Here is a 21,401-nt window from a genome sequence, read left to right as displayed (position 1 = left end):
AAAGAGCTCTTCGGAGCTCTTTTTTGATCGTGTCGATTATGGATTATCGCAGGTGTTGAACTCATTTCTGCTGTTAAGACGTTGGAGGTAGCACAGAATAAACCACGCCATCTTTCGGCTTACCGTTAAACAGAAATCGATTCTGGGCAATGGTTTCTCGCTCAGCGCCACACTTCTCGATCAACTTTTGGCTGGGTAGGTTCTCGGTATCGCAGACAATCTCCAAACGCGTTAACTTGAGTTGCGCGAAACAAAATTCAAATAGGGCGAACATCGCTTCTTTGGCGATCCCTCTCCTTTGAAAGTCATCACCGACCCAATAACCTAAACTCGCCATATTAAAGGTGTGGTAAAGCTCATTAATGGCAACCATACCGACTAACTTATCGCTTTTTCGTTCAAAGATGCCAAAGCCAAACGCATCGGCTTTCACCCAGTTCAGGCGAGTTGCCAGAATAAATTTCTCGGCCTCGACGATAGAAAACTCTTTATGACGCCAGTCGACCCATGGCAGCAAGCTAGGGGAGGACTTAACCAGCTGAGAAAATTCTTGAGCATCTGAGGCCTCAATGATTTTAAGGCTAAGATTTTGTGTGTTGATCTGAAATTCAGGGCTCATAGAGCGTACCAAGTAACGTGTAAGTACTGAGCAAAGAGAGTCAGTACAGAATAAAGATAGATAGCACTTAATAAAACGCCCTCACTAGGAGGGCGGATTGAATTATTTATATAATTATAGCCGAATCGGCAAGTAATTTACTGCGCTACACGTCTAACTTGAATCACCATTCCAAGAAGTGGGTGGTCAAGGTAATGAGTTTCTGTACTGCGCATACGACGTTTTTGGTCCATGCGGTAGCTCTTAAGGAACTCTTGGACTTCAACCGTCGGAGAAATTTCAGTTAGATTGCCCACCTGGACGTTGCTTTCTGCGCCACTTACTGGTGAATCTAGCTCAATTTGTTGCTCTTGTAGAGTCACTTCACGAACGCTTGGCGCTTTTAAATCTAATGTCGTTTCAGCGTATAGGTAGTGCTGAACGTAGATTTGCAGCTTGCCGTCTAATTCGTAGAGTGGCTTATCAATGGTCTCTTCTTGGAACCCATCAGCGCTACCTGCAGTGATTGCGCCTTTTTCAGAGCCATCAGCATTAAACTGTTTAGAGAAATCTTTACCTGCTTGAATATGGAAAACAGGTGCCGAGCTCTTACCTTGGTCGCCTTGACGCCAAGCGGTATGCATCAGAACTTCAAAGCCAGCGTGTTTACGTAGCTTGTCTTTCTGAGGCGTTAACTTGTATTCCGAGTAAGGTAGCATTTGAACGCCTTTCTTTGCTCGGTATTGGGTATCTTGAAATGAACCAACGCGTTCAAGTGAAATCTTAGGCTGTGTATTTGGCCAAGATTCGTTCACCTTCTCTGCATCAACAGCGCGCTTAAAAATGATCACTTCTATATCAAATTGTCTCTGCGCCAAACTTGGCAGTGAGACGAACAATAGTAGCAGTGGGATCAGTCTTTTCATTTTTACTCCGTCTTCCAGCCGAACTACCGGCTGGATAATTTATATGTGCAAGTGGATTGGGTCTTATGCTGAAGGCAGCAAGTTTTGTCTGAATTCGCCCAATAAATCACTAACAAATTGAATTCGCTTCCGTCTGTCGACCAATGGTATCGTAAACTTGAACTTTGTTGGTCCTTCCATTGAAAACTTTTGCGGTTGAGATTGCAACAGTTTAACAAGGTAGGTCGGGTTTATGTCAGCATCCGGGTAGAATTCTAAGAATCCACCCTTATCGTGGGCTTCAATTTTCTTCGCTTTGATAGACGCTGCGGCTAATTTTAGCTCAGAAACTGATAACAAGTTCTTGGTTGCATCAGGCAGAAGGCCGAAGCGATCAATCAGCTCGACTTTCAACTCTGCCAATTCGTCGGTGTCACTCACACTCGCAATACGTTTGTATGTTGATAAACGCGTGTTGATGTCTGGAATATAGTCGTCTGGCAATAGTGCAGGCAGACGCATCTCAATTTCAGTTTGTTCACGCAATAGATCATCAAGCGAAGGCTCTCGACCTTCTTTCAACGCTTCAACCGCTTGTTCAAGCATCTCCATGTACAAGGTGAAACCAACCGACTGGATTTGACCACTCTGTTCATCACCCAACAGCTCACCCGCACCACGAATCTCTAAATCGTGAGTTGCTAGGGTAAAGCCTGCGCCCAAGTCTTCGAGCGAAGCTATCGCATCCAATCGCTTGATCGCATCTTTGGTCATTGCTTTAGGGTGTGGCGTTAACAAGTAAGCATAAGCTTGGTGGTGCGAACGACCTACACGACCACGTAATTGGTGCAGCTGTGCTAAACCAAGGTTATCGGCTCTGTCCATCAAGATGGTATTTGCCGTTGGTACGTCGATACCGGTTTCAATGATGGTTGTACACACCAGTAAGTTGAAGCGCTGGTGGTAGAAGTCATTCATGATGCGTTCCAGTTCGCGCTCTCGCATCTGGCCATGAGCTACAGTCACGCGCGCCTCTGGAATCAGCTTTTGCAATGACTCTGCTGTTTTCTCAATCGTGTCGACTTGGTTGTGTAGGAAGTAAACCTGGCCACCACGCATGATTTCACGCAGCACCGCTTCTCTGACGATGGCATCATCACTCTCGCGAACGAAGGTTTTAATTGCCAAGCGTCGTGCGGGTGGTGTAGCGATGATCGAAAGGTCACGCATGCCACTCATTGCCATGTTCAGCGTTCGCGGGATCGGTGTCGCAGTAAGCGTTAGAATATCGACATCCGCACGCATCGCTTTCACTTTCTCTTTCTGACGCACACCAAATCGGTGTTCTTCATCGACAACCAGCAAGCCAAGGTCTTTAAACTTAATATCACTCGAAAGTAGCTTGTGAGTACCCACTAAGATATCGACCTTACCGTCGGCGACATCTTGCATGATCAACTTCTGCTCTTTAGCTGATTTGAATCGGGATAGAACCTCAACACGAATCGGCAAGTTGGCGAAACGGTCACGGAAGTTCTCGAAGTGTTGCTGAGCAAGTAGGGTAGTAGGAACTAACACCGCCACTTGTTTACTGTTATCCGTACAAACGAATGCTGCGCGCATTGCGACTTCTGTTTTACCAAAACCAACATCACCACACACTAAGCGGTCCATGGCTTTTGCTTGGCACATGTCAGACATCACCGCATTGATTGCCATCGCTTGGTCATCGGTTTCTTCAAATGGGAAGCCAGATTTGAAGGTTGCGTATTGCCCGCGATCTAAAACAAATTTATAGCCAGGTTTAAGCTCACGCTTGGCGTAAACATCCAGCAGCTCTGCAGCAACGTCACGTACTTTTTCAGCGGCACGCTTACGCGCTTTTTGCCACGCCTCACCACCTAGTTTGTGTAGCGGTGCAGACTCTTCGGCGCCACCAGAGTAACGTCCAATAAGGTTCAAAGACGCAACGGGCACGTACAGCTTGGCATCGTTTTGGTACTCAAGTGTCACGTATTCGGTTTTCATGCCACCGGCTTCGAGTGTCTGCAAGCCGATGTAGCGACCAATACCGTGGTCAATGTGCACTACAGGTTGACCTGGTTTAAGTTCGGCTAAGTGACGAATGACAGTGTCGCTGTTAACACTTTTTTTGTCTTTCTTACGGCGCTGAACAACGCGATCACCCAACAGGTCGCTTTCACAGATAAGGGCGATGTTTTGCTCTTCATGGATAAAACCGTGTTCAGCAGAGCCAAGGATGAGGCTGAACTTGTCTTTGCCTTTAATTGAGGCATCGAGGTTTTCAACTTCGCTTGGTCGTACTTTAATACCACGAAGCAGTTCACTCAGCGCTTCACGACGACCTTCTGACTCAACTGAAAAGACGACTTTGCCTTCGAAGGCTTCAGTGAACTTTCTTAGGTTTGCGAGTGGCTCTTTATTCTGATGCTGAACACTGAGATCAGGAAGAGACACAACCGGAAGGTTGGTACGTCCAGCTTTCTCTTCAATTGAATCTAAGCTCAGGTTAACTTGTGGCTTCTGTTTGAAGTGAGCGAACAGCTCGTCTTTCTTCAACCACAGTTGTTCAGGCGTCAGCAGTGGCCGTAATGGGTCAACACCGCGCTGTTCGTATCGATGAGCAACGTCCGTTAGGAATGAGTCTACTGCAGTCTCGACATCACCTAGAATCAGCAGTTGCGCTTCATCGGCAACGTAATCAAACAAGGTTTCTGTGTGATCGAAGAACAGCGGTTGCCAGTACTCGATACCAGCAGGCCAAGTACCCTTAGAAACCTGCATATAAACCGATTCTGGTTCGCGGCGCGCATCAAACTGTTGGCGCCAACGAATACGGAAATCTTCAATCGCTGTTTCCGAGGTTGGGAATTCGTGAGCAGGCAGCAGGCGGATCTCAGAGATGTCTTCGATAGAACGCTGGTTTTCAGGATCGAAAGTACGAATAGTGTCGATTTCGTCATCGAAAAAATCGATTCGATACGGGTCTTTACTGCCCATTGGGAACAGATCGAGAATAGAACCACGACTTGCGTATTCACCGGGGCCAAACACTTGATCAACGTAACGATAGCCTGACTTTTCAAGCTGTAGGCGCAGTTTCTCAAGCGAGTAGAGATCGCCCGTTTTCACCATTAACGTGTGTTGTAGCAAAAAGTCTCGCGGTGACTGGCGTTGCAATAACGTGCTGATCGGAACGATCGTGATGCCATCTTTTAATGTTGGCAGTGCGTAAAGGCGTGCGATACGATCTGAGATGATCTCTTGGTGCGGCGAGAAGCTATCGTATGGCAGCGTTTCCCAGTCAGGGAATAATGCGACTTCATGTGCCGTAAACTGTTCAATTTCAGATTGAAGCTTAAGCGCCACTTGTGGGTCGGGTACAGCCAAGACGGTATGGCTGTTGTGTTGCTCTGCGAGTTTGGCAATGGCAAGAGCGAGAGACGAACCGACTAGGTTACCGATGTGCTTTTTGTCACCGGCACCTTTAAGTTTAGGTAGTGTAAATATGGATTTTTTGGTCATGTTAATTTACTTGTTATCTCGGTCTAGAGAGCGTTGACGCAAGAGTTTCTGTTGTTGATAAAGTGCCGCTTTAATTAGCAGGTCTTGGTCGGTATCGCGAAGATGAGCGTATTTAAATTTGATTTCGAAACCTGAGTCTTTCGCCTCGCTAGCAAATACTTCTGCGTAGCAATAAATGGCTGCAGCTGGGTGCTCTAGAAAAAGTTTGGCTTTTACTAAGCGACCCGGTTCGATGTCTGCTTTTGAAAAGCAGGAAAACTGACTCGCACCAAATGAATAGGTGTGAGTGCGAAATTTCTCATCATCTTGCTGCGATAACATAAAGCTCAACAAGAGGTTTAATTTTGAGTTTTGTGCATCCAATAAACTGGTGACATTCTTCAAGTCGCTGTTTTTCAGTTCCGCTCGAGCGCTGTCAGCTAACAGATCCAATTGGCTAAATTCACTTGCCACCACAAATGGTGCTGGGATCTCAGATTCGAATTGAATTTGAGAGGGTAAAGTGAAGCCGCTGTCCATTGGTTCAATATTAGCGGTAAGGCTATGGTGAACGGTGAAAAACTCTTGTTCTGTCATGCGTTAGTTCCTTGAAGTGATCTATTGATTATCGCTATGTGGCCGCAGTAATCAAGGTCAGTTAATTGAAAGTCTCAAATAGTTGTTTGAAATTTGGCAATTTGACAAGGTTCTGTTTTTCAAGCCTAACTAATTGAGTTAATTCACTCTATATTTTCAATTAACCCCTACACAGTAACAGCAATACCCGTTACATTAACCCGCATCCCCTTTAGATGGTTCAAAGTATGTTTCATCCTATTTCGTTGTTTGTTGGCCTACGCTATTTGAAAGGCCGTTCAGGTGATCGCTTTAGCCGTTTTGTTTCTTATATGTCGACGGCAGGTATCACCATTGGTGTGCTGTCTTTGGTTGCTGTTTTATCGGTAATGAATGGATTCGAAGCGCAGTTAAAAGACCGAATTCTTGGAGTTCTTCCTCAAGCGGTGGTTTATGAGCAAGGTGGCACCACTTCTCTTTTTGCCCAAGCGCCTAATTTTGCAGAGCAAATCTCGCTTAATGGTCACGTTGAACCGATTGTCCGCAGTGAGGCAGTGATTCAGAGTCCGGCTCAATTATCTGCGGGTTTGTTAATTGGCATTGAACCCAATTCAGATGACCCTCTTCAGAACCACTTGATTGCGGGCAGATTGTCTTCACTTAAAGCGGGTCAATATCAGTTGTTCCTCGGTCATACTTTGGCGAGAAATTTGAAGGTATCTATGGGTGACAAAGTTCGCTTGATGGTGACCAGCGCTAGCCAATACACCCCATTAGGTCGTATTCCAAGCCAACGAAATTTCACCGTTGCCGGTATTTTCAATACAGGTTCTGATATCGACGCTCAACTGATGGTGACAGACATCCAAGACGCTGGGCGTTTGATGCGTTATAAATCAGACACTATTTCAGGCTGGCGACTATTTTTTGAAGACCCGTTTGAAGTCGCAGAGTTATCAACTCAGCCATTACCGGAAGGTTGGTTGTGGAGCGACTGGCGAGACCAACGAGGTGAGCTATTCCAAGCCGTTCGTATGGAGAAAAACATGATGGGTTTAATGCTTGGGCTTATCATCGGTGTTGCTGCTTTCAATATTATCTCAGCACTTATCATGGTGGTGATGGAGAAGCAGTCTGAAGTCGCGATTCTTAAGACCCAAGGCATGACCGATGGTCAAGTCATGGGGATCTTCATGGTTCAAGGCGCAAGTAGTGGCGTGATTGGTGCGCTCTCTGGTGGTGTGTTAGGCGTTGCTCTAGCGATGAACCTTAATACTATTTTAGAGGCGATGGGTGTTGCTCTATTCTCGTTTGGTGGTCAGTTACCAATTTTGATTAACCCAATTCAAATCGCTGTTGTTGTGGCTCTGGCTATTGCACTTAGCCTGATTGCCACTGTATTCCCTTCTTATCGTGCATCGTCTGTGAAACCTGCTGAGGCCCTTCGTTATGAGTAATTTTCTTCAATGTAATGATATCCGTAAAACGTACCGTGAAGGCTCGTTAGATACTGAGGTGCTCAAGGGAGTCAGCTTTGACATCGAAAAGGGTGAGCTAGTAGCAATCATCGGTACCTCTGGCTCGGGCAAAAGTACCTTACTGCATATCTTAGGCGCATTAGACGATGCTTCTGCGGGCAGTGTGAGTTTTCTTGGTCAAGATTTAGCATCTTTGAGTTCGAATAAGCAGGCGAAGCTTCGCAACCAGCATCTTGGCTTTGTGTATCAGTTCCATCATCTTCTATCTGACTTTTCAGCTTTAGAAAACGTGGCGATGCCGTTATTGATTGGCGGCGAAAAGCCCGCTAAAGCAAAGCAAGAAGCACAACGTTTGTTGGACAAAGTTGGATTGAGTCACCGCGTGGACCACCGACCTTCAGAGCTTTCTGGTGGCGAGAGGCAACGTGTGGCGATTGCTCGTGCATTGGTGAATAAGCCTGCGCTAGTGTTGGCGGATGAACCAACCGGTAACCTTGACCATAACACCGCACTGTCTATTTACGACTTAATGCGTGAACTGAACCGTGAATACGATACTGCCTTTTTGGTCGTGACTCACGATGGTGAACTTGCCGGTAAGATGGATCGCCAACTTCACATGCAAGATGGTTTACTGGTCAACGTAGAAAAAGAGGAGAGCTAAGTGTTTTCCTCTTTATCTCTATTGATAGGCGGCCGATTTAGCCGTGCGAAACAACGAGACAAGATGGTGTCGTTCATCTCATTGTCTTCGACCATTGGTATTGCGGTTGGTGTCGCGGTGATCATTATCGGCTTATCTGCGATGAATGGCTTTGAGCGAGAGCTTCAATCACGAGTACTTTCTGTCATTCCTCATGGTGAATTTGAAGGCGTGAATGAGCCTGTGACTCGTTGGGAGCACGTGATTGAGGAGTCGGTTAAGCACGATAAAGTCGTTGCTGCTGCGCCTTATGTAAAAATTACAGCGCTTGCTGAAAAGGGCAAAGAACTCAAAGCAATTGAAGTTCGCGGCGTTGACCCACAACTTGAGCAACAAGTATCGAGCCTGTCGAGTTTTATCGATAAGCAAGCTTGGAGTGAGTTTAAAGCAGGGCAACAACAAATCATCTTAGGTTCTGGTGTAGCGAATGTGCTGGGTGCGAAAGTCGGTGATTATCTGACTTTGATGATTCCAGCGGTAAACGGTTCTGTGAAGGTTCAGGCGCCAAAGCGTGTTCGAGTGAAAGTGGTTGGCTTGCTGACGCTTAATGGCCAGATTGACCACAGCTTGGCTCTGATTCCGATTGGTGATGCTCAGGTCTACGCTAACTTAGGTGAGGCGGTAACTGGAGTCTCTTTAAAAGTGACCGATGTGCTGAACGCGAACTCTATTGTGCGTGAAGTGGGCAATCAGCTTGATGTGTATGTGTATCTACGAAGCTGGCAGCAGAAGTTTGGTTTCTTGTATCGAGATATCCAACTCGTTCGTACCATCATGTATCTGGTGATGGTACTGGTTATTGGTGTGGCTTGTTTCAATATTGTCTCGACGCTAATGATGGCAGTAAAAGACAGAGCATCAGAGATCGCGATTTTAAGAACCATGGGTGCATCAGACGGCCTTGTGAAGCGCATCTTTGTTTGGCAGGGCGTATTCTCAGGCGTGTTAGGCAGTTTAGTGGGCAGTGCAATAGGTGTGCTAGTCGCTCTTAATCTCACGACACTAATCAAAGGACTTGAAAAGTTGGTCGATCACCAGTTCTTGTCCGGTGATATCTATTTTGTCGACTTCTTGCCATCACAACTTGATATGACGGATGTTGTTGTGGTTTCCGGCACTGCGATTGTGCTGAGTTTACTGGCGACATGGTACCCAGCATCACGCGCGGCGAAGTTGAATCCAGCCTCAGTGCTGAGTTCTAAATAGCATTCGCCTAAATAACAGGCCGTCAGTTTTCAGTCGATACAAAAAAGGATCCCAGTGGGATCCTTTTTTATTGAATTCAATTCGTGTTCTTTACGACTTTCGTTACATGCCAATCTTGCAGAGGTAAGTAGCTCATCCGATTTTAACTTGTGTACGTTTTAAGTGAAGCGCATACAAGGTTAGATTGAATAACAAGAAATGGCGTTCAGTGCCTTGCTTGTCGCTTCTTCCAACTTCTTACTACTGAGTAGCGCCATAAACCGCGAATACCAAAGTAGCCAATCATTGCTGAAACCACGCCACAAATCAGACAACCCAATAAGAACGGAGGCCCTATAGTGCTCATTTGCGCCAAGATGAAGTCCCAAGACAATTCGAAATGGAAGGCTTGCGGTGGCACATGCATAACAAACGCCCCGACTTTATAAGCAAAGTAGAAGAGAACAGGCATGGTAACCGGGTTACTGATCCAAACAAGTGCGACAGCTAAAGGCAGGTTAACGCCACATGCGACAGCAAGGCCTGCAGACATAATCATTTGACTTGGTAGAGGGACAAACGCCATGAATAACCCAACAGCAAACGCGCCAGCCGCAGAGCGACGATTAAGGCACCATAAGTTGGGGTTGTACAAAACATTGCCAAAAACTTTCAATGCTTTCTGACGCTTGATTAGATCATGGTCAGGCATAAATCGTTTGATAAACTTTCTTGGCATAGGAGGAAGCTACTCTCTTGTTTAACACTTGGTTCTTGATTTCATTTGCTGCGACAGTTGTGTCTGCCAGCTTCTGGCCTGTGATGCCACATTGGGTTTGGGCACCATTGATGCTGTTGTTACTGCTAGCACCAACAAAGTATAGCGTTTTCCGGAGTGCAAGAGGTCCAGTAACAGCATTGATACTAGTTATCTGCCTAGGGAATGCGATTGAAATACAAACGAGTCGCTTATTCCAATCAGGGCAGAATACTACCATAAATGCGTCGGTTGTTAGCCTTTTTAGTGAAAATAGCCACGGTTTTGAAAGCGTAATAGTAGTCAGATCAATTGGCGGCGAAAAATTAATCTTTCCTCAATTGATAAAATTGCGTTTGTTTACTCCTTTTAAGCTAACGCTTGGGGATGATGTCTATTTATCGGCGTCAATAAAGCCGATATGGGGCAAACTCAATGAAGCCGGCTTTGACCTAGAAAAGTACTTGTTTAGTGCTGGCGTGGTTGCCAATGCAACTTACAGAGCAGAGACCAAATATCGAATTCACTCTAGCGCCAACTTGCGATCCCGATGGTTTGAAACCAGCCTTGAAAGGTTAAGTCTGCTGGCAAATCAAGACCTCATTATGGCTTTGAGTTTTGGATATCGAGACCTTATTCCGCCTCAGCGGTGGGATTTGCTTAAAAGCAGTGGCTTGATTCATTTGATGGCTATTTCGGGGCTGCATATCGGGATTGCCTTTGGTATAGGCTATCAAATTGGCAAGATATTCAGGCTACTTTCCCCTTCATTTCTTTGGTTACCTACAATATTCGGGCTCGGCTTGGCGTATTTCTACAGTTGGCTTGCTGGATTCACGCTGCCAACTTTGAGAGCCTTAGTGATGTGTGTCATCGCGAGTTATTTCTTGTGGCGTGGGCAAAATATCAGTTTGCTTCGGTATGTCGCTTTAAGTCTATGCGTGGTTCTGCTGATTTGGCCGTTTTCAGCCTTGTCGAGCAGCTTTTGGCTGTCCTTTGGTGCATTGGGCGCTGTTCTCTATATCGCGTTAAATACTCAGCGCTCAGCTTCTACACTTATCGACCGCGTACTCCAACCTATTAAGCTTCAACTGATGCTGACATTCCTGATTGCGCCTTTCTCGATGTTGTTTTTCAAAGGAGTCAGTTTAGTTTCTGTTTTCTACAACTTGTTCCTTTTGCCTTGGGTATCGATGGTGACGATCCCGCTGTTGTTTCTGGCAATGTTTCTAAGCTTAATATCGGAGTCAGTGTCTGGCGTGGTTGGTATAACAGCGCTAGACAATGATTTGGTCAGTCAGCTGTGGAAGTTGGTCGACTTATCGCTTGAGCCTCTCGTATTTAGTCTTCCTTTCTCTGAGCGATTTTGGATCCAAGTCGATAACCAGACGATTGAATTATCAGTATTCCTTATCTTGTTCTTGAGCTTTGTTAGTCGGTATTTCAAGCGAACATTATCGATATTGATAACGGCAGTGTTCGTGTTGTGGTGGGAGTTCGGTAAACCTCAGCAAGACAAGCTAACTATTGATGTCTTGGATGTTGGGCATGGGTTGTCCTTGGTCTTGGAAAAGAACAATCAGATTGTTGTTTATGATCTTGGTAATGCGTGGCCAGGAGGCTCGGTCGTTGAGTCCTTGTTGGTTCCTACTTTAAACCAGAGAGGGATTTATGAATTAGAAGGTGTGATTGTGAGTCATTTCGATTCTGACCATGCTGGTGGTTATCCGGCGTTACTTGAGAACTATATGCCCAATTGGATACGAACCAGTCAGAACATTATTCAAGAACGCCAATCTACCACTCAAGCCGCGTCTAATATTCAAACATGTACTATTGGAGAAGTTTGGAACTGGCAAGATGTTGTTTTTGAAGTGTTGTGGCCGCCTAAGCAAGTGAAGAGGGCGTATAACCCACATTCGTGTGTGGTCAAGATATCAGATCATAGTGCTGATTTCTCAATGTTGCTCACTGGTGATATTGAACTGGTAAGTGAGTGGTTACTTGCTCGTGAAGGAGAACAGCTAAGGAGTGATGTCATGTTGGTTCCGCATCATGGTAGCGATTCGTCATCGATTAAGTCGTTTATTGAGGCGGTGTCTCCACAGCTAGCGATAGCTTCTCTTGCTAAAGGCAACCAGTGGGGAATGCCGAGTGAGTCTGTTATTAGACGCTATCAGGAAGCGGGGAGTACTTGGCTTGATACTGGAGAAAGCGGACAAATAACCATCACTCTTAGCAAGGAAGGTTGGCAATATCATGCGATTAGAGAACAACAAGGCGGGCAGTGGTATAGGCAGATGCTTCGTAAGGGAGTAGAATAGATAGATTATTGTGAGAAAATTAAGCGATTCTATGTCAACACAAACAGATGAAACTACCTGGGTCACATTTAAAAGACTTTGGACTTATATTCGACTATATAAGGCCGGCCTAGGTGTTGCGGTAATTGCGCTTATTATAAATGCCGTTTCTGATACCTATATGATTTCCTTACTAAAGCCGTTACTTGATGAAGGCTTTGGCAATGCTGAATCTGACTTTTTACGTACACTTCCACTTATTATCTTTGCCATGATGTTCGTTCGTGGCGTCAGTGGCTTTGTTTCAACCTATTGCTTGAGTTGGGTCTCTGGCAATGTGGTGATGGAAATTCGTCGTAAGATTTTCAGCCATTTCATGCACATGCCTGTTTCTTTCTTCGATAAAGAACAGACAGGCGCATTGCTATCTCGAATTACTTACGATTCAGAGCAAGTGTCTGCAGCAACCAGTAAAGCGTTAGTCAGTATTGTCCGTGAAGGTGCAAGTATTATAGGCTTGTTGACGCTGATGTTCTGGAATAGTTGGCAGTTATCTTTGGTGTTATTTGCTGTAGCGCCTTTGGTTGCGTGGGCGATCAGTATCGTATCGAAGCGATTCAGAAAGATCTCTAAGAACATGCAAACTAGCATGGGTCACGTTGCTTCTTCAGCTGAACAAATGCTGAAAGGGCATAAAGTGGTTCTAACTTACGGTGGTCAAGATCTAGAAAAACACCGCTTTGATAAAGTTAGTAACCAAATGCGCCAACAAAGCATGAAGTTAATCACTGCTCAAGCGGCCGCTAACCCGATTATTCAAATGATCGCATCAGTTGCGATTGTTGTTGTTCTATTCCTTGCTAGTGTCGATTCTATTAAAGCCGAGCTTACTGCTGGTACGTTTACCGTTGTGTTCTCTGCAATGTTTGGTCTATTACGTCCGCTAAAGGCGTTAACTAACGTAACGTCTGAATTCCAACGTGGTATGGCTGCGAGTACGACTCTATTTGGCTTGATGGATCTAGATACCGAGCAAAACAAAGGGACGTTGAAACCTGAAACTGTAATGGGTGAAGTGGCTGTTAAAGATGTCACGTTTACTTATGACGGTGCAGAGAAACCAGCACTTGATAAGATCAGCTTCAATATACCGAAAGGTAAAACGGTTGCGCTTGTTGGGCGATCTGGCTCGGGTAAGAGTACCATTGCTAACCTATTCACTCGTTTTTATGACGTAGACTCTGGTTCAATTGAGCTTGATGGCCACGACATTCGTGATTACGAATTGAGAAATCTGCGTGAGCACTTTGCGCTCGTTTCTCAAAATGTACATCTGTTTAACGATACGGTGGCTAACAACATCGCTTACGCAGCAGAAGAACAGTATTCACGTGAACAGATCGAATACGCGGCTAAGCTTGCTCATGCAAGTGAGTTTATCGAAGGCATGGAAAATGGCATCGATACCGTTGTTGGTGAAAATGGCGCAAGCCTTTCTGGTGGTCAAAGACAACGTATTGCGATTGCACGTGCTTTATTAAGAGATGCGCCTGTGCTGATTCTTGATGAGGCGACGTCTGCACTGGATACTGAGTCAGAGAGAGCGATTCAATCTGCACTAGAAGAACTGCAGAAAGACAAAACAGTATTAGTTATCGCACACCGACTCTCTACGATCGAGCAAGCTGATGAGATTCTAGTGGTTGATGATGGTCATATTGTAGAAAGGGGCGCACATGCTGAGCTAATCGCGCATGATGGTGCTTATGCACAATTACACCGAATTCAGTTCAGCGGATAAATTAGGTTTTGTTGTGATCGAAAAGATTTGGTTTAACAATCACCCGTTGAAATATCTTCTCTGGCCGCTATTGTGGCCACTGAGTCTGCTGTTCAAATTGATTAGTGGTCAACGTCGTGACGCTTACCTCTCTGGGAAGAAAGAGACCTACCGCCCGCCTTTACCTGTTATTGTTGTGGGCAATATTACCGCTGGTGGAAATGGTAAAACCCCGGTTGTGATTTGGTTAGTAGAAATGCTTCAGGCTCACGGCTTTAAACCCGGAGTCATATCTCGTGGCTACGGTGCAAAAGCACCAAGCTATCCGTTGGTGTTGGATGAAAATACCCCAGCTGAGCATTCGGGTGATGAACCTCGCTTGATTCGTAAGCGAACTGGTGCGCCAGTCGCAGTCGACCCTGTGCGAGCTAACGCAGTGAAAGCATTGCTGAGCAAAGGCGTTGATGTGATTATCACTGACGATGGCCTTCAGCATTACGCGCTTGAACGCGACATTGAATTTGCAGTTATCGACGGCGCAAGACGCTTTGGTAGCGAATGCCTAATTCCTTTAGGCCCGTTAAGAGAGCCTGTATCTCGTTTAGATGAAGTCGACTTTTTGGTTAACAATGGCGGTAAAGCGCATGGGCGAGAGTTCTCGATGTCTTTGCTTCCAAGCCAAGCGGTTAACCTAAAGACTGGTCAGAAAAGGTCTGTGGCAGAATTACAGAAGCTGGTTGCTTTTGCCGGTATTGGCCACCCACCGCGCTTTTTTAAAACATTGGAAGATCTTGATGGTGATGTGGTTTTCACACAGGGCTTCGCCGACCATCAAGATTTTGATAAAGATGAACTTCATGCCTTAGCTAATAAAGGTATGAATCTGATTATGACAGAAAAAGACGCTGTAAAATGCGAAGAATATGCGCAAGATAACTGGTGGTATCTTCCAGTTTCTGCGCAGTTTGATGAAGATTCGCAACAGCAAATTTTAAAAAGAATAAAAGAGGTTATGGAATACTATGGATCACCGTCTACTTGAGATCGTTGCTTGCCCTGTATGTAAAGGTAAACTAACTTTTGACAAGGATAAGCAAGAGCTTGTTTGTAAAATTGATCGCCTTGCTTACCCAATTAAAGAGGGTATTCCTGTTCTTTTAGAACCTGAAGCTCGCACCGTTTCTATGGATGAGGGTAAGTAATGTCTTATACGGTTGTTATACCTGCAAGATACCAATCGAGCCGTTTACCAGGGAAGCCACTTGCTGACATTGGTGGAAAGCCGATGATTCAATGGGTATACGAACAGTCAATGAAAGCGGGTGCCGATAACGTTATTATCGCTACCGACGACGCTCGAGTTGAAAAAGCGGCTAAAGCATTTGGCGCGACCGTTTGTATGACATCACCGAATCACGAATCGGGCACTGAACGCCTAGCTGAAGTGATTGAAGTTATGAATATTCCTGATGATCATATTATCGTGAATGTTCAAGGTGATGAGCCACTTACCCCACCTTCAATCATTAATCAGGTTGCCAACAATCTTGCTAACAGTACAGCCCCGATGGCAACGTTAGGTGTGGAAATTACTCATGCTGATGAAGTGTTTAACCCTAATGCCGTTAAAGTTGTAACCGATAAAGACGGTTACGCCTTGTATTTTAGCCGAGCAACCATCCCTTGGGATCGCGATGCTTACGCGAACAACGGTACTGCAGCGGAATCTCCTTTGCTTCGTCATATTGGTATCTATGCTTACCGAGCGGGTTTTATCAATACCTACATTAATTGGGAACCAAGCACTCTTGAACGTATTGAGTGCCTAGAGCAATTACGAGTACTTTGGTACGGTGAAAAAATCCACGTAGACGTTGCGGCGGAAGCACCGGCTGCTGGTGTTGATACGCCTGAAGACCTAGAAGCGGTTCGAGCTATTATTGGCTAAGCTTCTTTGAGCGAGTTCTTCTTTGCTCTACAAAATGAAAAATCATGAGCCTTGCTTATTGCGAGGCTTTTTTCTATCTACCGAAAAGTGCGCTATCGAAAAGCGCGTGTGTGTCTTATTGACCTAAGCAAACGGATATTGGGATAGTTGCATTGGTTTATGCATCATCAACACGGAATTATCTGAGATTTACCTCGCTCGAGTTCCAATTTTTCTCTATAATATGCCGCCTATAAAGTAGTGGCGAATCGCTAGTACAGAATAAAACTTACGACAAAACGTGGAGTAAAAGATGCCTTCTCAAAGCCCAGTGATTACGGTTGATGGACCAAGTGGTGCAGGTAAAGGTACCCTGTGTATGTTGCTAGCAGATAAGCTAGGCTTTCATCTTCTAGACTCAGGCGCGATCTATCGCGTATTGGCTTTAGCGGCAATTCACCATGGTGTGGATACTGAATCAGAGGATGCTTTAGTACCGCTTGCTACACACTTAGACGTGCAGTTTATTGCTGAAGGCGACTTAGTTAAGGTTATCCTAGAAGGTGAAGATGTGTCTGGTGAACTTCGTAAAGAAGAGACAGGCATGGCGGCTTCAAAAGTTGCTGCTTTACCTCGCGTTCGCGAAGCACTGCTTCGTCGTCAACGTGCATTCAGCGCTGCGCCTGGTTTGGTTGCAGATGGTCGTGACATGGGAACGGTTGTGTTTCCTGAAGCTGAAGCGAAAATATTTTTAGATGCAAGTGCTGAAGAGCGTGCGAGTCGCCGCCTTAAACAGTTGCAACAGAAGGGGTTAGATGTTAAATTTGACGACCTTTTGAGCGAGATCCAAGAGCGAGACGACCGAGATCGTAATCGCCCAGTGGCGCCACTTCGCCCTGCAGAGGATGCTCTAGTGCTTGATTCCACCTCAATGAATATTGAGCAGGTAGTAGAAAAAGCACTACACTATATTGAATCGAAACTGGCTGGGTAATTTCGCCGAGCTAGTACGAACGTTGGTCGCAAGGATGATGACCGGCGAATTTATCAACCCCATGCGGTAGGATACCCATGGACGTTTAATTATTGAAGATTAAATAATGACTGAATCTTTTGCTCAACTCTTTGAAGAGTTTCTATCTGAAACTGAATTCCAACAAGGCAGCATCGTTAAAGGTACTGTAGTAGCTATCGAGAACGGTTTCGTTCTTGTAGACGCTGGTCTTAAGTCTGAATCTGCTATCCCTGCTGAACAATTCAAGAACGCTGCTGGCGAACTTGAAGTTGAAGTTGGTGCTGAAGTAGACGTAGCTCTAGACGCTGTTGAAGATGGTTTCGGTGAAACTCAACTTTCTCGTGAGAAAGCTAAGCGTCACGAAGCTTGGATCGTACTTGAGAAAGCTTGCGAAGAAGCTGAAACTGTTGTTGGTATCATCAACGGTAAAGTTAAAGGCGGTTTCACTGTTGAACTTAACGGTATCCGTGCTTTCCTTCCTGGTTCTCTAGTAGACGTACGTCCTATCCGTGACACTGCTCACCTAGAAAACAAAGAGCTAGAGTTCAAAGTAATCAAGCTAGACCAGAAGCGTAACAACGTTGTTGTTTCTCGTCGTGCTGTTATCGAATCTGAAAACAGTGTTGAGCGTGACGAACTTCTTGAAACTCTACAAGAAGGTACTGAAGTTAAAGGTATCGTTAAGAACCTTACTGACTACGGTGCATTCGTTGACCTTGGCGGTGTTGACGGTCTTCTACATATCACAGATATGGCTTGGAAGCGCGTTAAGCACCCATCAGAGATCGTTAACGTTGGTGACGAAATCCTAGTTAAAGTTCTTAAGTTCGATCGTGAGCGCACTCGTGTTTCACTAGGTCTTAAGCAACTAGGCGAAGATCCATGGGTAGCAATCGCTAAGCGTTACCCAGAAGGTCACAAGCTTTCTGGTCGTGTTACAAACCTAACTGACTACGGCTGCTTCGTTGAAATCGAAGAAGGCGTTGAAGGTCTAGTACACGTTTCTGAAATGGATTGGACTAACAAGAACATCCACCCTTCTAAAGTTGTTAATGTTGGCGACGAAGTTGAGGTTATGGTTCTTGATATCGACGAAGAGCGTCGTCGTATCTCTCTAGGTCTGAAACAGTGTAAAGCTAACCCATGGCAGTCATTTGCAGAAATGCAAGCTAAGGGCGACAAAGTTACTGGTAAGATCAAGTCTATCACTGACTTTGGTATCTTCATCGGTCTAGAAGGCGGTATCGACGGTCTAGTACACCTATCTGACATTTCTTGGAACGCTGCAGGCGAAGAAGCTGTACGTGAATACAAGAAAGGCGACGAAATCTCTGCTGTTGTTCTAGCAGTAGATGCAGAGCGTGAGCGTATTTCTCTTGGCGTTAAGCAAATGGAAAACGACCCGTTCAACGCATACGTTGCTGACAACAAGAAAGGTGTTCTTGTAAACGGTACTGTTACTGCAGTTGACGCGAAAGGCGCTACTATCGAGCTAATCGAAGGCGTTGAAGGTTACATCCGCGCTTCTGAAGTTTCTCGCGACCGTATCGAAGATGCATCTCTAATCCTAAGCGTTGGCGACAGCGTTGAAGCGAAGTTCACTGGTGTAGACCGTAAGAACCGCGTAATCAACCTATCTATCAAAGCTAAAGATGAAGCTGATGAGCAAGAAGCAATGGCTTCACTGAACAAGTCTGAAGAAGGCGCGTTCGGTAACGCAATGGCAGACGCATTCAAAGCTGCTAAAGGCGAATAATAGCTTCTCATTAAGAGAATTATAGCTATCTAGCCAAGAAAGGAGCCGTAAGGCTCCTTTTTTTTTGCTTATTTTTCCGATAGGTCTATAATTTCTAAAAAGAAAACCAACGAGGGTAACTATGACTAAGTCTGAATTGATTGAAAGACTATGCGCTGAGCAAACGCATCTTTCTGCAAAAGAAATTGAAGACGCTGTAAAAGACATTTTAGAGCACATGGCTTCAACACTAGAAAGTGGTGATCGAATCGAAATTCGCGGCTTTGGCAGTTTTTCTCTGCATTACCGTGAACCTCGTGTTGGACGTAATCCTAAAACTGGTGACAAGGTTGAGTTGGAAGGTAAATACGTTCCTCACTTTAAACCAGGTAAAGAGCTACGTGAGCGAGTAAACTCAGGACTGTAGCCTACTTATCGGAATTAAGAAAAGCGGCATACTATAATGTATGCCGCTTTTTTATGACCATAATATGGTGGTCTGATTAGTAATTTTCCTGCATAATCGTACAGCTAACTAACCAATGAGTGATGAACTATGAAAATTATAAAAATAGTCGCCGTTATCGCACTTTTCCTAATTGCACTGGCTTTAGGCTCTCAAAACCAAACGACGGTGAACTTTAACTATCTGCTAGCGCAAGGTGACTTCCACCTATCAAGTTTATTAGGTGTTGTATTCGTTTCAGGCTTCGCCCTTGCTTGGTTAGTCTTTGGTAATATGCACATGCGGTCTCAGCTAAAAATTCATCGCTTGAAGAAGCAACTCAATAAGCAATCAAAGCAGGTCCCTGCTGATACTAAAGCTTAAAGGCTATATTTGATGTTAGAGTTACTGTTCTTACTTTTGCCCATCGCAGCCGCTTATGGCTGGTATATGGGTAATCGTAACGCTCAGCAAGAAAAACAAAAGCAATCACACCAGATCTCCCGTCAATACGTGACGGGTTTGAACCTATTACTGTCAGATCAATCTGACAAAGCGGTTGATCACTTTATTGAACTGCTTCAAGTAGACAATGAAACCATCGATACTCACTTGGCTTTGGGCAACTTGTTCCGCTCAAGAGGCGAAGTCGACCGCGCTATTCGTATTCACCAAAATCTCATCTCTCGTTCGGGGCTTACCCTCGATCAGAAAAATCTCGCACTGCAACAATTAGCTAAAGACTACATGGTCTCTGGCTTCCTTGATCGCGCTGAAAAAATCTTTGAACAACTTGTAGAAGAACCTGACCATAAAGAGGGCGCTTTACAGCAGTTGGTGGCTATTTATCAGCAGACCCGTGAGTGGAACAAGGCTATCCATTACGGAAATATCTTAGTTAAGCTCGGCAAGAAAAAAATGAAGATGCGTGCCACAGTCGCGCATTTCTGGTGTGAGCTTGCAATGCAAGAACAAGCCGATGGTAATCGTTCTAAAGCGCTTCAGCATTTTAAGAAGGCGCTTTCTGAAGACCCTAAATGTGTTCGCGCAAGTATCGCACTAGGGAAGTTCCACTTAGCGAACGAAGATTACCAAAAGACAATTGATTGTCTTGAATCGGTACTTGAACAAGATATCGATTTTATCAGTGAGGTGTTGCCAACCCTTGCTGAGTGTTACCACAAGCTTGGACAAGAAGCTCAATTGGTCGAGTTCCTCAAAGCGTGTATTCAGAAGAAAGCCGGTGTATCTGCCGAACTGATGCTGGCGCAATTGGTTGCTCACCATGAAGATGTAGGCTCTGCTCAAGAGTTACTGACAAAGCAGCTTGTTAAAAATCCAACCATGAAAGGTTTTTATCGATTAATCGATTACCACCTAGCGGAAGCAGAAGAAGGCCGAGCAAAAGACAGCTTAACCACACTTCAATCTATGGTTGGTGAACAGCTTAAGGTTAAGCCTCATTACCGTTGTCGTCAGTGTGGTTTCTCGACACACTCTTTGTATTGGCACTGCCCTTCATGTAAAGGGTGGGGGACGATCAAGCCTATTCGTGGGCTTGATGGTGAATAGATTTGTGGTCACTTTAAGACCAAATTATTAATTGCAGCTTTCGGGCTGCATTTTTATGACTGTTATTTATCACCTGCTTAGGTGATTAGAAATTTTTAGAAAGTTAACTGCGTTAGGAGATGAAATGAACGACCAAAAAATCATTGTAGCCTTGGATTATGATAATCAAGCGGATGCGTTAGCCTTTGTCGATCGAATTGACCCAGCATCTTGCCGCCTAAAAGTGGGCAAAGAGATGTTTACCCTGTTTGGCCCTGAATTTGTTCGTGAATTACATAAGCGTGGTTTCTCAGTATTTTTAGACCTTAAATTCCACGACATCCCGAACACATGTTCAAAAGCAGTCCGTGCTGCCGCTGAACTGGGTGTTTGGATGGTGAACGTACACGCAAGTGGCGGTGAGCGTATGATGACGGCTTCTCGCGAAATCTTAGAACCTTATGGCAAAGATCGTCCACTGTTAATCGGTGTAACGGTACTCACCAGTATGGAGCAATCTGACTTAGCGGGTATCGGTCTGGATCTTGAACCACAACAACACGTGATGCGCTTGGCTTCTCTAACGAAAAACTCTGGCTTAGACGGTGTTGTATGTTCTGCACAAGAGGCTTCTTTGCTTAAAGGTGCACTTGGTCAAGAGTTCAAGCTAGTTACTCCAGGTATTCGTCCTGTCGGCGCAGATGTTGGTGACCAGAAGCGCATCATGACGCCTTCTAAAGCGATTGAATCAGGTTCAGACTACCTTGTTATTGGTCGTCCGATTACGCAAGCGATAGACCCTGCTGCTGTACTTGCAGAGATCAACGGTACGCTTGCTTAAGTCTATATTTGGATTGAGATATAAATAAAGAAGGCCAGCAAATTGCTGGTCTTAATTTTTGTGCGCCGAGCATGGCG

19 protein-coding genes are annotated in these 21,401 nt (G+C 45.1%); 14 read left to right on the top strand and 5 right to left on the bottom strand.

Translation table 11 applies throughout. The features are described from left to right. Positions 1–73: 73 nt before the first annotated feature. From AB4167_RS01680 to AB4167_RS01665, 4 genes are all read right to left on the bottom strand, one after another. Entirely contained in the window at positions 74–619 is a 546-nt protein-coding gene (locus tag AB4167_RS01680; RefSeq protein WP_372136028.1) for a GNAT family N-acetyltransferase, read from the bottom strand. Positions 620–756: 137 nt separating this feature from the next. Further along, entirely contained in the window at positions 757–1,524 is a 768-nt protein-coding gene (locus AB4167_RS01675) for a peptidoglycan binding protein CsiV (RefSeq protein WP_017065298.1), read from the bottom strand. A 63-nt stretch (positions 1,525–1,587) separates the two neighbouring features. Beyond that, complete coding sequence (mfd, locus tag AB4167_RS01670; protein WP_372136027.1) at positions 1,588–5,049, bottom strand: transcription-repair coupling factor; 3,462 nt, start codon at positions 5,047–5,049, stop codon at positions 1,588–1,590. A gap of 6 nt (positions 5,050–5,055) precedes the next feature. After that, a complete protein-coding gene (locus AB4167_RS01665; RefSeq protein WP_017065300.1) occupies positions 5,056–5,625 on the bottom strand; it encodes a hypothetical protein in 570 nt (189 codons plus the stop codon). A gap of 227 nt (positions 5,626–5,852) precedes the next feature. Between AB4167_RS01665 and lolC the strand changes: the two genes are divergently transcribed. From lolC to lolE, 3 genes are read left to right on the top strand one after another with little or no spacing between them, the layout of a single operon-like run. Then, complete coding sequence (gene lolC / locus AB4167_RS01660; protein ID WP_372136026.1) at positions 5,853–7,061, top strand: lipoprotein-releasing ABC transporter permease subunit LolC; 1,209 nt, start codon at positions 5,853–5,855, stop codon at positions 7,059–7,061. Beyond that, the gene (gene lolD, locus AB4167_RS01655; RefSeq protein WP_017060230.1) at positions 7,054–7,746 is read left to right on the top strand and encodes a lipoprotein-releasing ABC transporter ATP-binding protein LolD; all 693 of its coding nucleotides are present in this window, start codon (positions 7,054–7,056) and stop codon (positions 7,744–7,746) included. The genes lolC and lolD overlap by 8 nt, the downstream gene beginning before the upstream one ends. Beyond that, positions 7,747–8,991 (top strand): lipoprotein-releasing ABC transporter permease subunit LolE, encoded by a 1,245-nt coding sequence (gene lolE / locus AB4167_RS01650; protein WP_017060231.1) that lies wholly within the window; start codon positions 7,747–7,749, stop codon positions 8,989–8,991. A 205-nt stretch (positions 8,992–9,196) separates the two neighbouring features. Here lolE and AB4167_RS01645 read toward each other — a convergent pair whose 3' ends face one another. Continuing rightward, the gene (locus tag AB4167_RS01645) at positions 9,197–9,709 is read right to left on the bottom strand and encodes a DUF2062 domain-containing protein (protein ID WP_017060232.1); all 513 of its coding nucleotides are present in this window, start codon (positions 9,707–9,709) and stop codon (positions 9,197–9,199) included. A gap of 17 nt (positions 9,710–9,726) precedes the next feature. On the opposite strand from AB4167_RS01645, the gene AB4167_RS01640 reads away from it, so the two are divergent. The 11 genes from AB4167_RS01640 to pyrF all read left to right on the top strand — a co-directional run bounded on the left by AB4167_RS01640 (position 9,727) and on the right by pyrF (position 21,324). Then, the gene (locus AB4167_RS01640) at positions 9,727–12,051 is read left to right on the top strand and encodes a DNA internalization-related competence protein ComEC/Rec2 (protein WP_372136025.1); all 2,325 of its coding nucleotides are present in this window, start codon (positions 9,727–9,729) and stop codon (positions 12,049–12,051) included. Positions 12,052–12,082: 31 nt separating this feature from the next. After that, positions 12,083–13,831: a lipid A ABC transporter ATP-binding protein/permease MsbA gene (gene msbA, locus AB4167_RS01635; protein WP_017060234.1), complete on the top strand. Its 1,749-nt coding sequence runs from the start codon at positions 12,083–12,085 to the stop codon at positions 13,829–13,831. Positions 13,832–13,844: 13 nt separating this feature from the next. Continuing rightward, on the top strand, positions 13,845–14,852 hold the full coding sequence (lpxK, locus tag AB4167_RS01630) for a tetraacyldisaccharide 4'-kinase (protein WP_372136043.1): 1,008 nt from the start codon (positions 13,845–13,847) through the stop codon (positions 14,850–14,852). Next, positions 14,833–15,012 carry a Trm112 family protein gene (locus AB4167_RS01625; protein ID WP_004736429.1) on the top strand — a complete coding sequence of 60 codons (180 nt, stop codon included), beginning with the start codon at positions 14,833–14,835 and terminating at the stop codon, positions 15,010–15,012. The genes lpxK and AB4167_RS01625 overlap by 20 nt, the downstream gene beginning before the upstream one ends. Then, positions 15,012–15,758: a 3-deoxy-manno-octulosonate cytidylyltransferase gene (gene kdsB / locus AB4167_RS01620; RefSeq protein WP_372136024.1), complete on the top strand. Its 747-nt coding sequence runs from the start codon at positions 15,012–15,014 to the stop codon at positions 15,756–15,758. The genes AB4167_RS01625 and kdsB overlap by 1 nt, the downstream gene beginning before the upstream one ends. A 292-nt stretch (positions 15,759–16,050) precedes the next feature. Continuing rightward, positions 16,051–16,731: a (d)CMP kinase gene (cmk, locus tag AB4167_RS01615; protein ID WP_017060237.1), complete on the top strand. Its 681-nt coding sequence runs from the start codon at positions 16,051–16,053 to the stop codon at positions 16,729–16,731. 106 nt (positions 16,732–16,837) lie between these two features. Further along, entirely contained in the window at positions 16,838–18,508 is a 1,671-nt protein-coding gene (gene rpsA, locus AB4167_RS01610) for a 30S ribosomal protein S1 (protein WP_010439921.1), read from the top strand. A 121-nt stretch (positions 18,509–18,629) separates the two neighbouring features. After that, a complete protein-coding gene (gene ihfB / locus AB4167_RS01605) occupies positions 18,630–18,914 on the top strand; it encodes an integration host factor subunit beta (RefSeq protein WP_010439923.1) in 285 nt (94 codons plus the stop codon). A gap of 129 nt (positions 18,915–19,043) precedes the next feature. Next, positions 19,044–19,316: a LapA family protein gene (locus tag AB4167_RS01600; protein ID WP_017060239.1), complete on the top strand. Its 273-nt coding sequence runs from the start codon at positions 19,044–19,046 to the stop codon at positions 19,314–19,316. A gap of 12 nt (positions 19,317–19,328) precedes the next feature. After that, positions 19,329–20,504 (top strand): lipopolysaccharide assembly protein LapB, encoded by a 1,176-nt coding sequence (gene lapB / locus AB4167_RS01595; RefSeq protein WP_017060240.1) that lies wholly within the window; start codon positions 19,329–19,331, stop codon positions 20,502–20,504. A gap of 124 nt (positions 20,505–20,628) precedes the next feature. Next, entirely contained in the window at positions 20,629–21,324 is a 696-nt protein-coding gene (pyrF, locus tag AB4167_RS01590; protein ID WP_017060241.1) for an orotidine-5'-phosphate decarboxylase, read from the top strand. Positions 21,325–21,401 lie beyond the last annotated feature (77 nt).

Source organism: Vibrio sp. 10N.286.49.E11, from assembly GCF_041469505.1.
GTDB classification, from domain to species: domain Bacteria; phylum Pseudomonadota; class Gammaproteobacteria; order Enterobacterales; family Vibrionaceae; genus Vibrio; species Vibrio crassostreae_C.
The sequence above is the reverse complement of the archived record's forward strand: the minus strand, read 5'-3'. Positions and strand labels throughout refer to the sequence as shown.

Bases quoted from the DNA above. Each gene is read 5' to 3' on its own strand.
- AB4167_RS01680 (WP_372136028.1), bottom strand. From the start codon at position 619: ATGAGCCCTGAATTTCAGATCAACACACAAAATCTTAGCCTTAAAATC.
- AB4167_RS01675 (WP_017065298.1), bottom strand. From the start codon at position 1,524: ATGAAAAGACTGATCCCACTGCTACTATTGTTCGTCTCACTGCCAAGT.
- mfd (WP_372136027.1), bottom strand. From the start codon at position 5,049: ATGACCAAAAAATCCATATTTACACTACCTAAACTTAAAGGTGCCGGT.
- AB4167_RS01665 (WP_017065300.1), bottom strand. From the start codon at position 5,625: ATGACAGAACAAGAGTTTTTCACCGTTCACCATAGCCTTACCGCTAAT.
- lolC (WP_372136026.1), top strand. From the start codon at position 5,853: ATGTTTCATCCTATTTCGTTGTTTGTTGGCCTACGCTATTTGAAAGGC.
- lolD (WP_017060230.1), top strand. From the start codon at position 7,054: ATGAGTAATTTTCTTCAATGTAATGATATCCGTAAAACGTACCGTGAA.
- AB4167_RS01645 (WP_017060232.1), bottom strand. From the start codon at position 9,709: ATGCCAAGAAAGTTTATCAAACGATTTATGCCTGACCATGATCTAATC.
- msbA (WP_017060234.1), top strand. From the start codon at position 12,083: ATGTCAACACAAACAGATGAAACTACCTGGGTCACATTTAAAAGACTT.
- AB4167_RS01625 (WP_004736429.1), top strand. From the start codon at position 14,833: ATGGATCACCGTCTACTTGAGATCGTTGCTTGCCCTGTATGTAAAGGT.
- kdsB (WP_372136024.1), top strand. From the start codon at position 15,012: ATGTCTTATACGGTTGTTATACCTGCAAGATACCAATCGAGCCGTTTA.
- cmk (WP_017060237.1), top strand. From the start codon at position 16,051: ATGCCTTCTCAAAGCCCAGTGATTACGGTTGATGGACCAAGTGGTGCA.
- rpsA (WP_010439921.1), top strand. From the start codon at position 16,838: ATGACTGAATCTTTTGCTCAACTCTTTGAAGAGTTTCTATCTGAAACT.
- ihfB (WP_010439923.1), top strand. From the start codon at position 18,630: ATGACTAAGTCTGAATTGATTGAAAGACTATGCGCTGAGCAAACGCAT.
- AB4167_RS01600 (WP_017060239.1), top strand. From the start codon at position 19,044: ATGAAAATTATAAAAATAGTCGCCGTTATCGCACTTTTCCTAATTGCA.
- lapB (WP_017060240.1), top strand. From the start codon at position 19,329: ATGTTAGAGTTACTGTTCTTACTTTTGCCCATCGCAGCCGCTTATGGC.
- pyrF (WP_017060241.1), top strand. From the start codon at position 20,629: ATGAACGACCAAAAAATCATTGTAGCCTTGGATTATGATAATCAAGCG.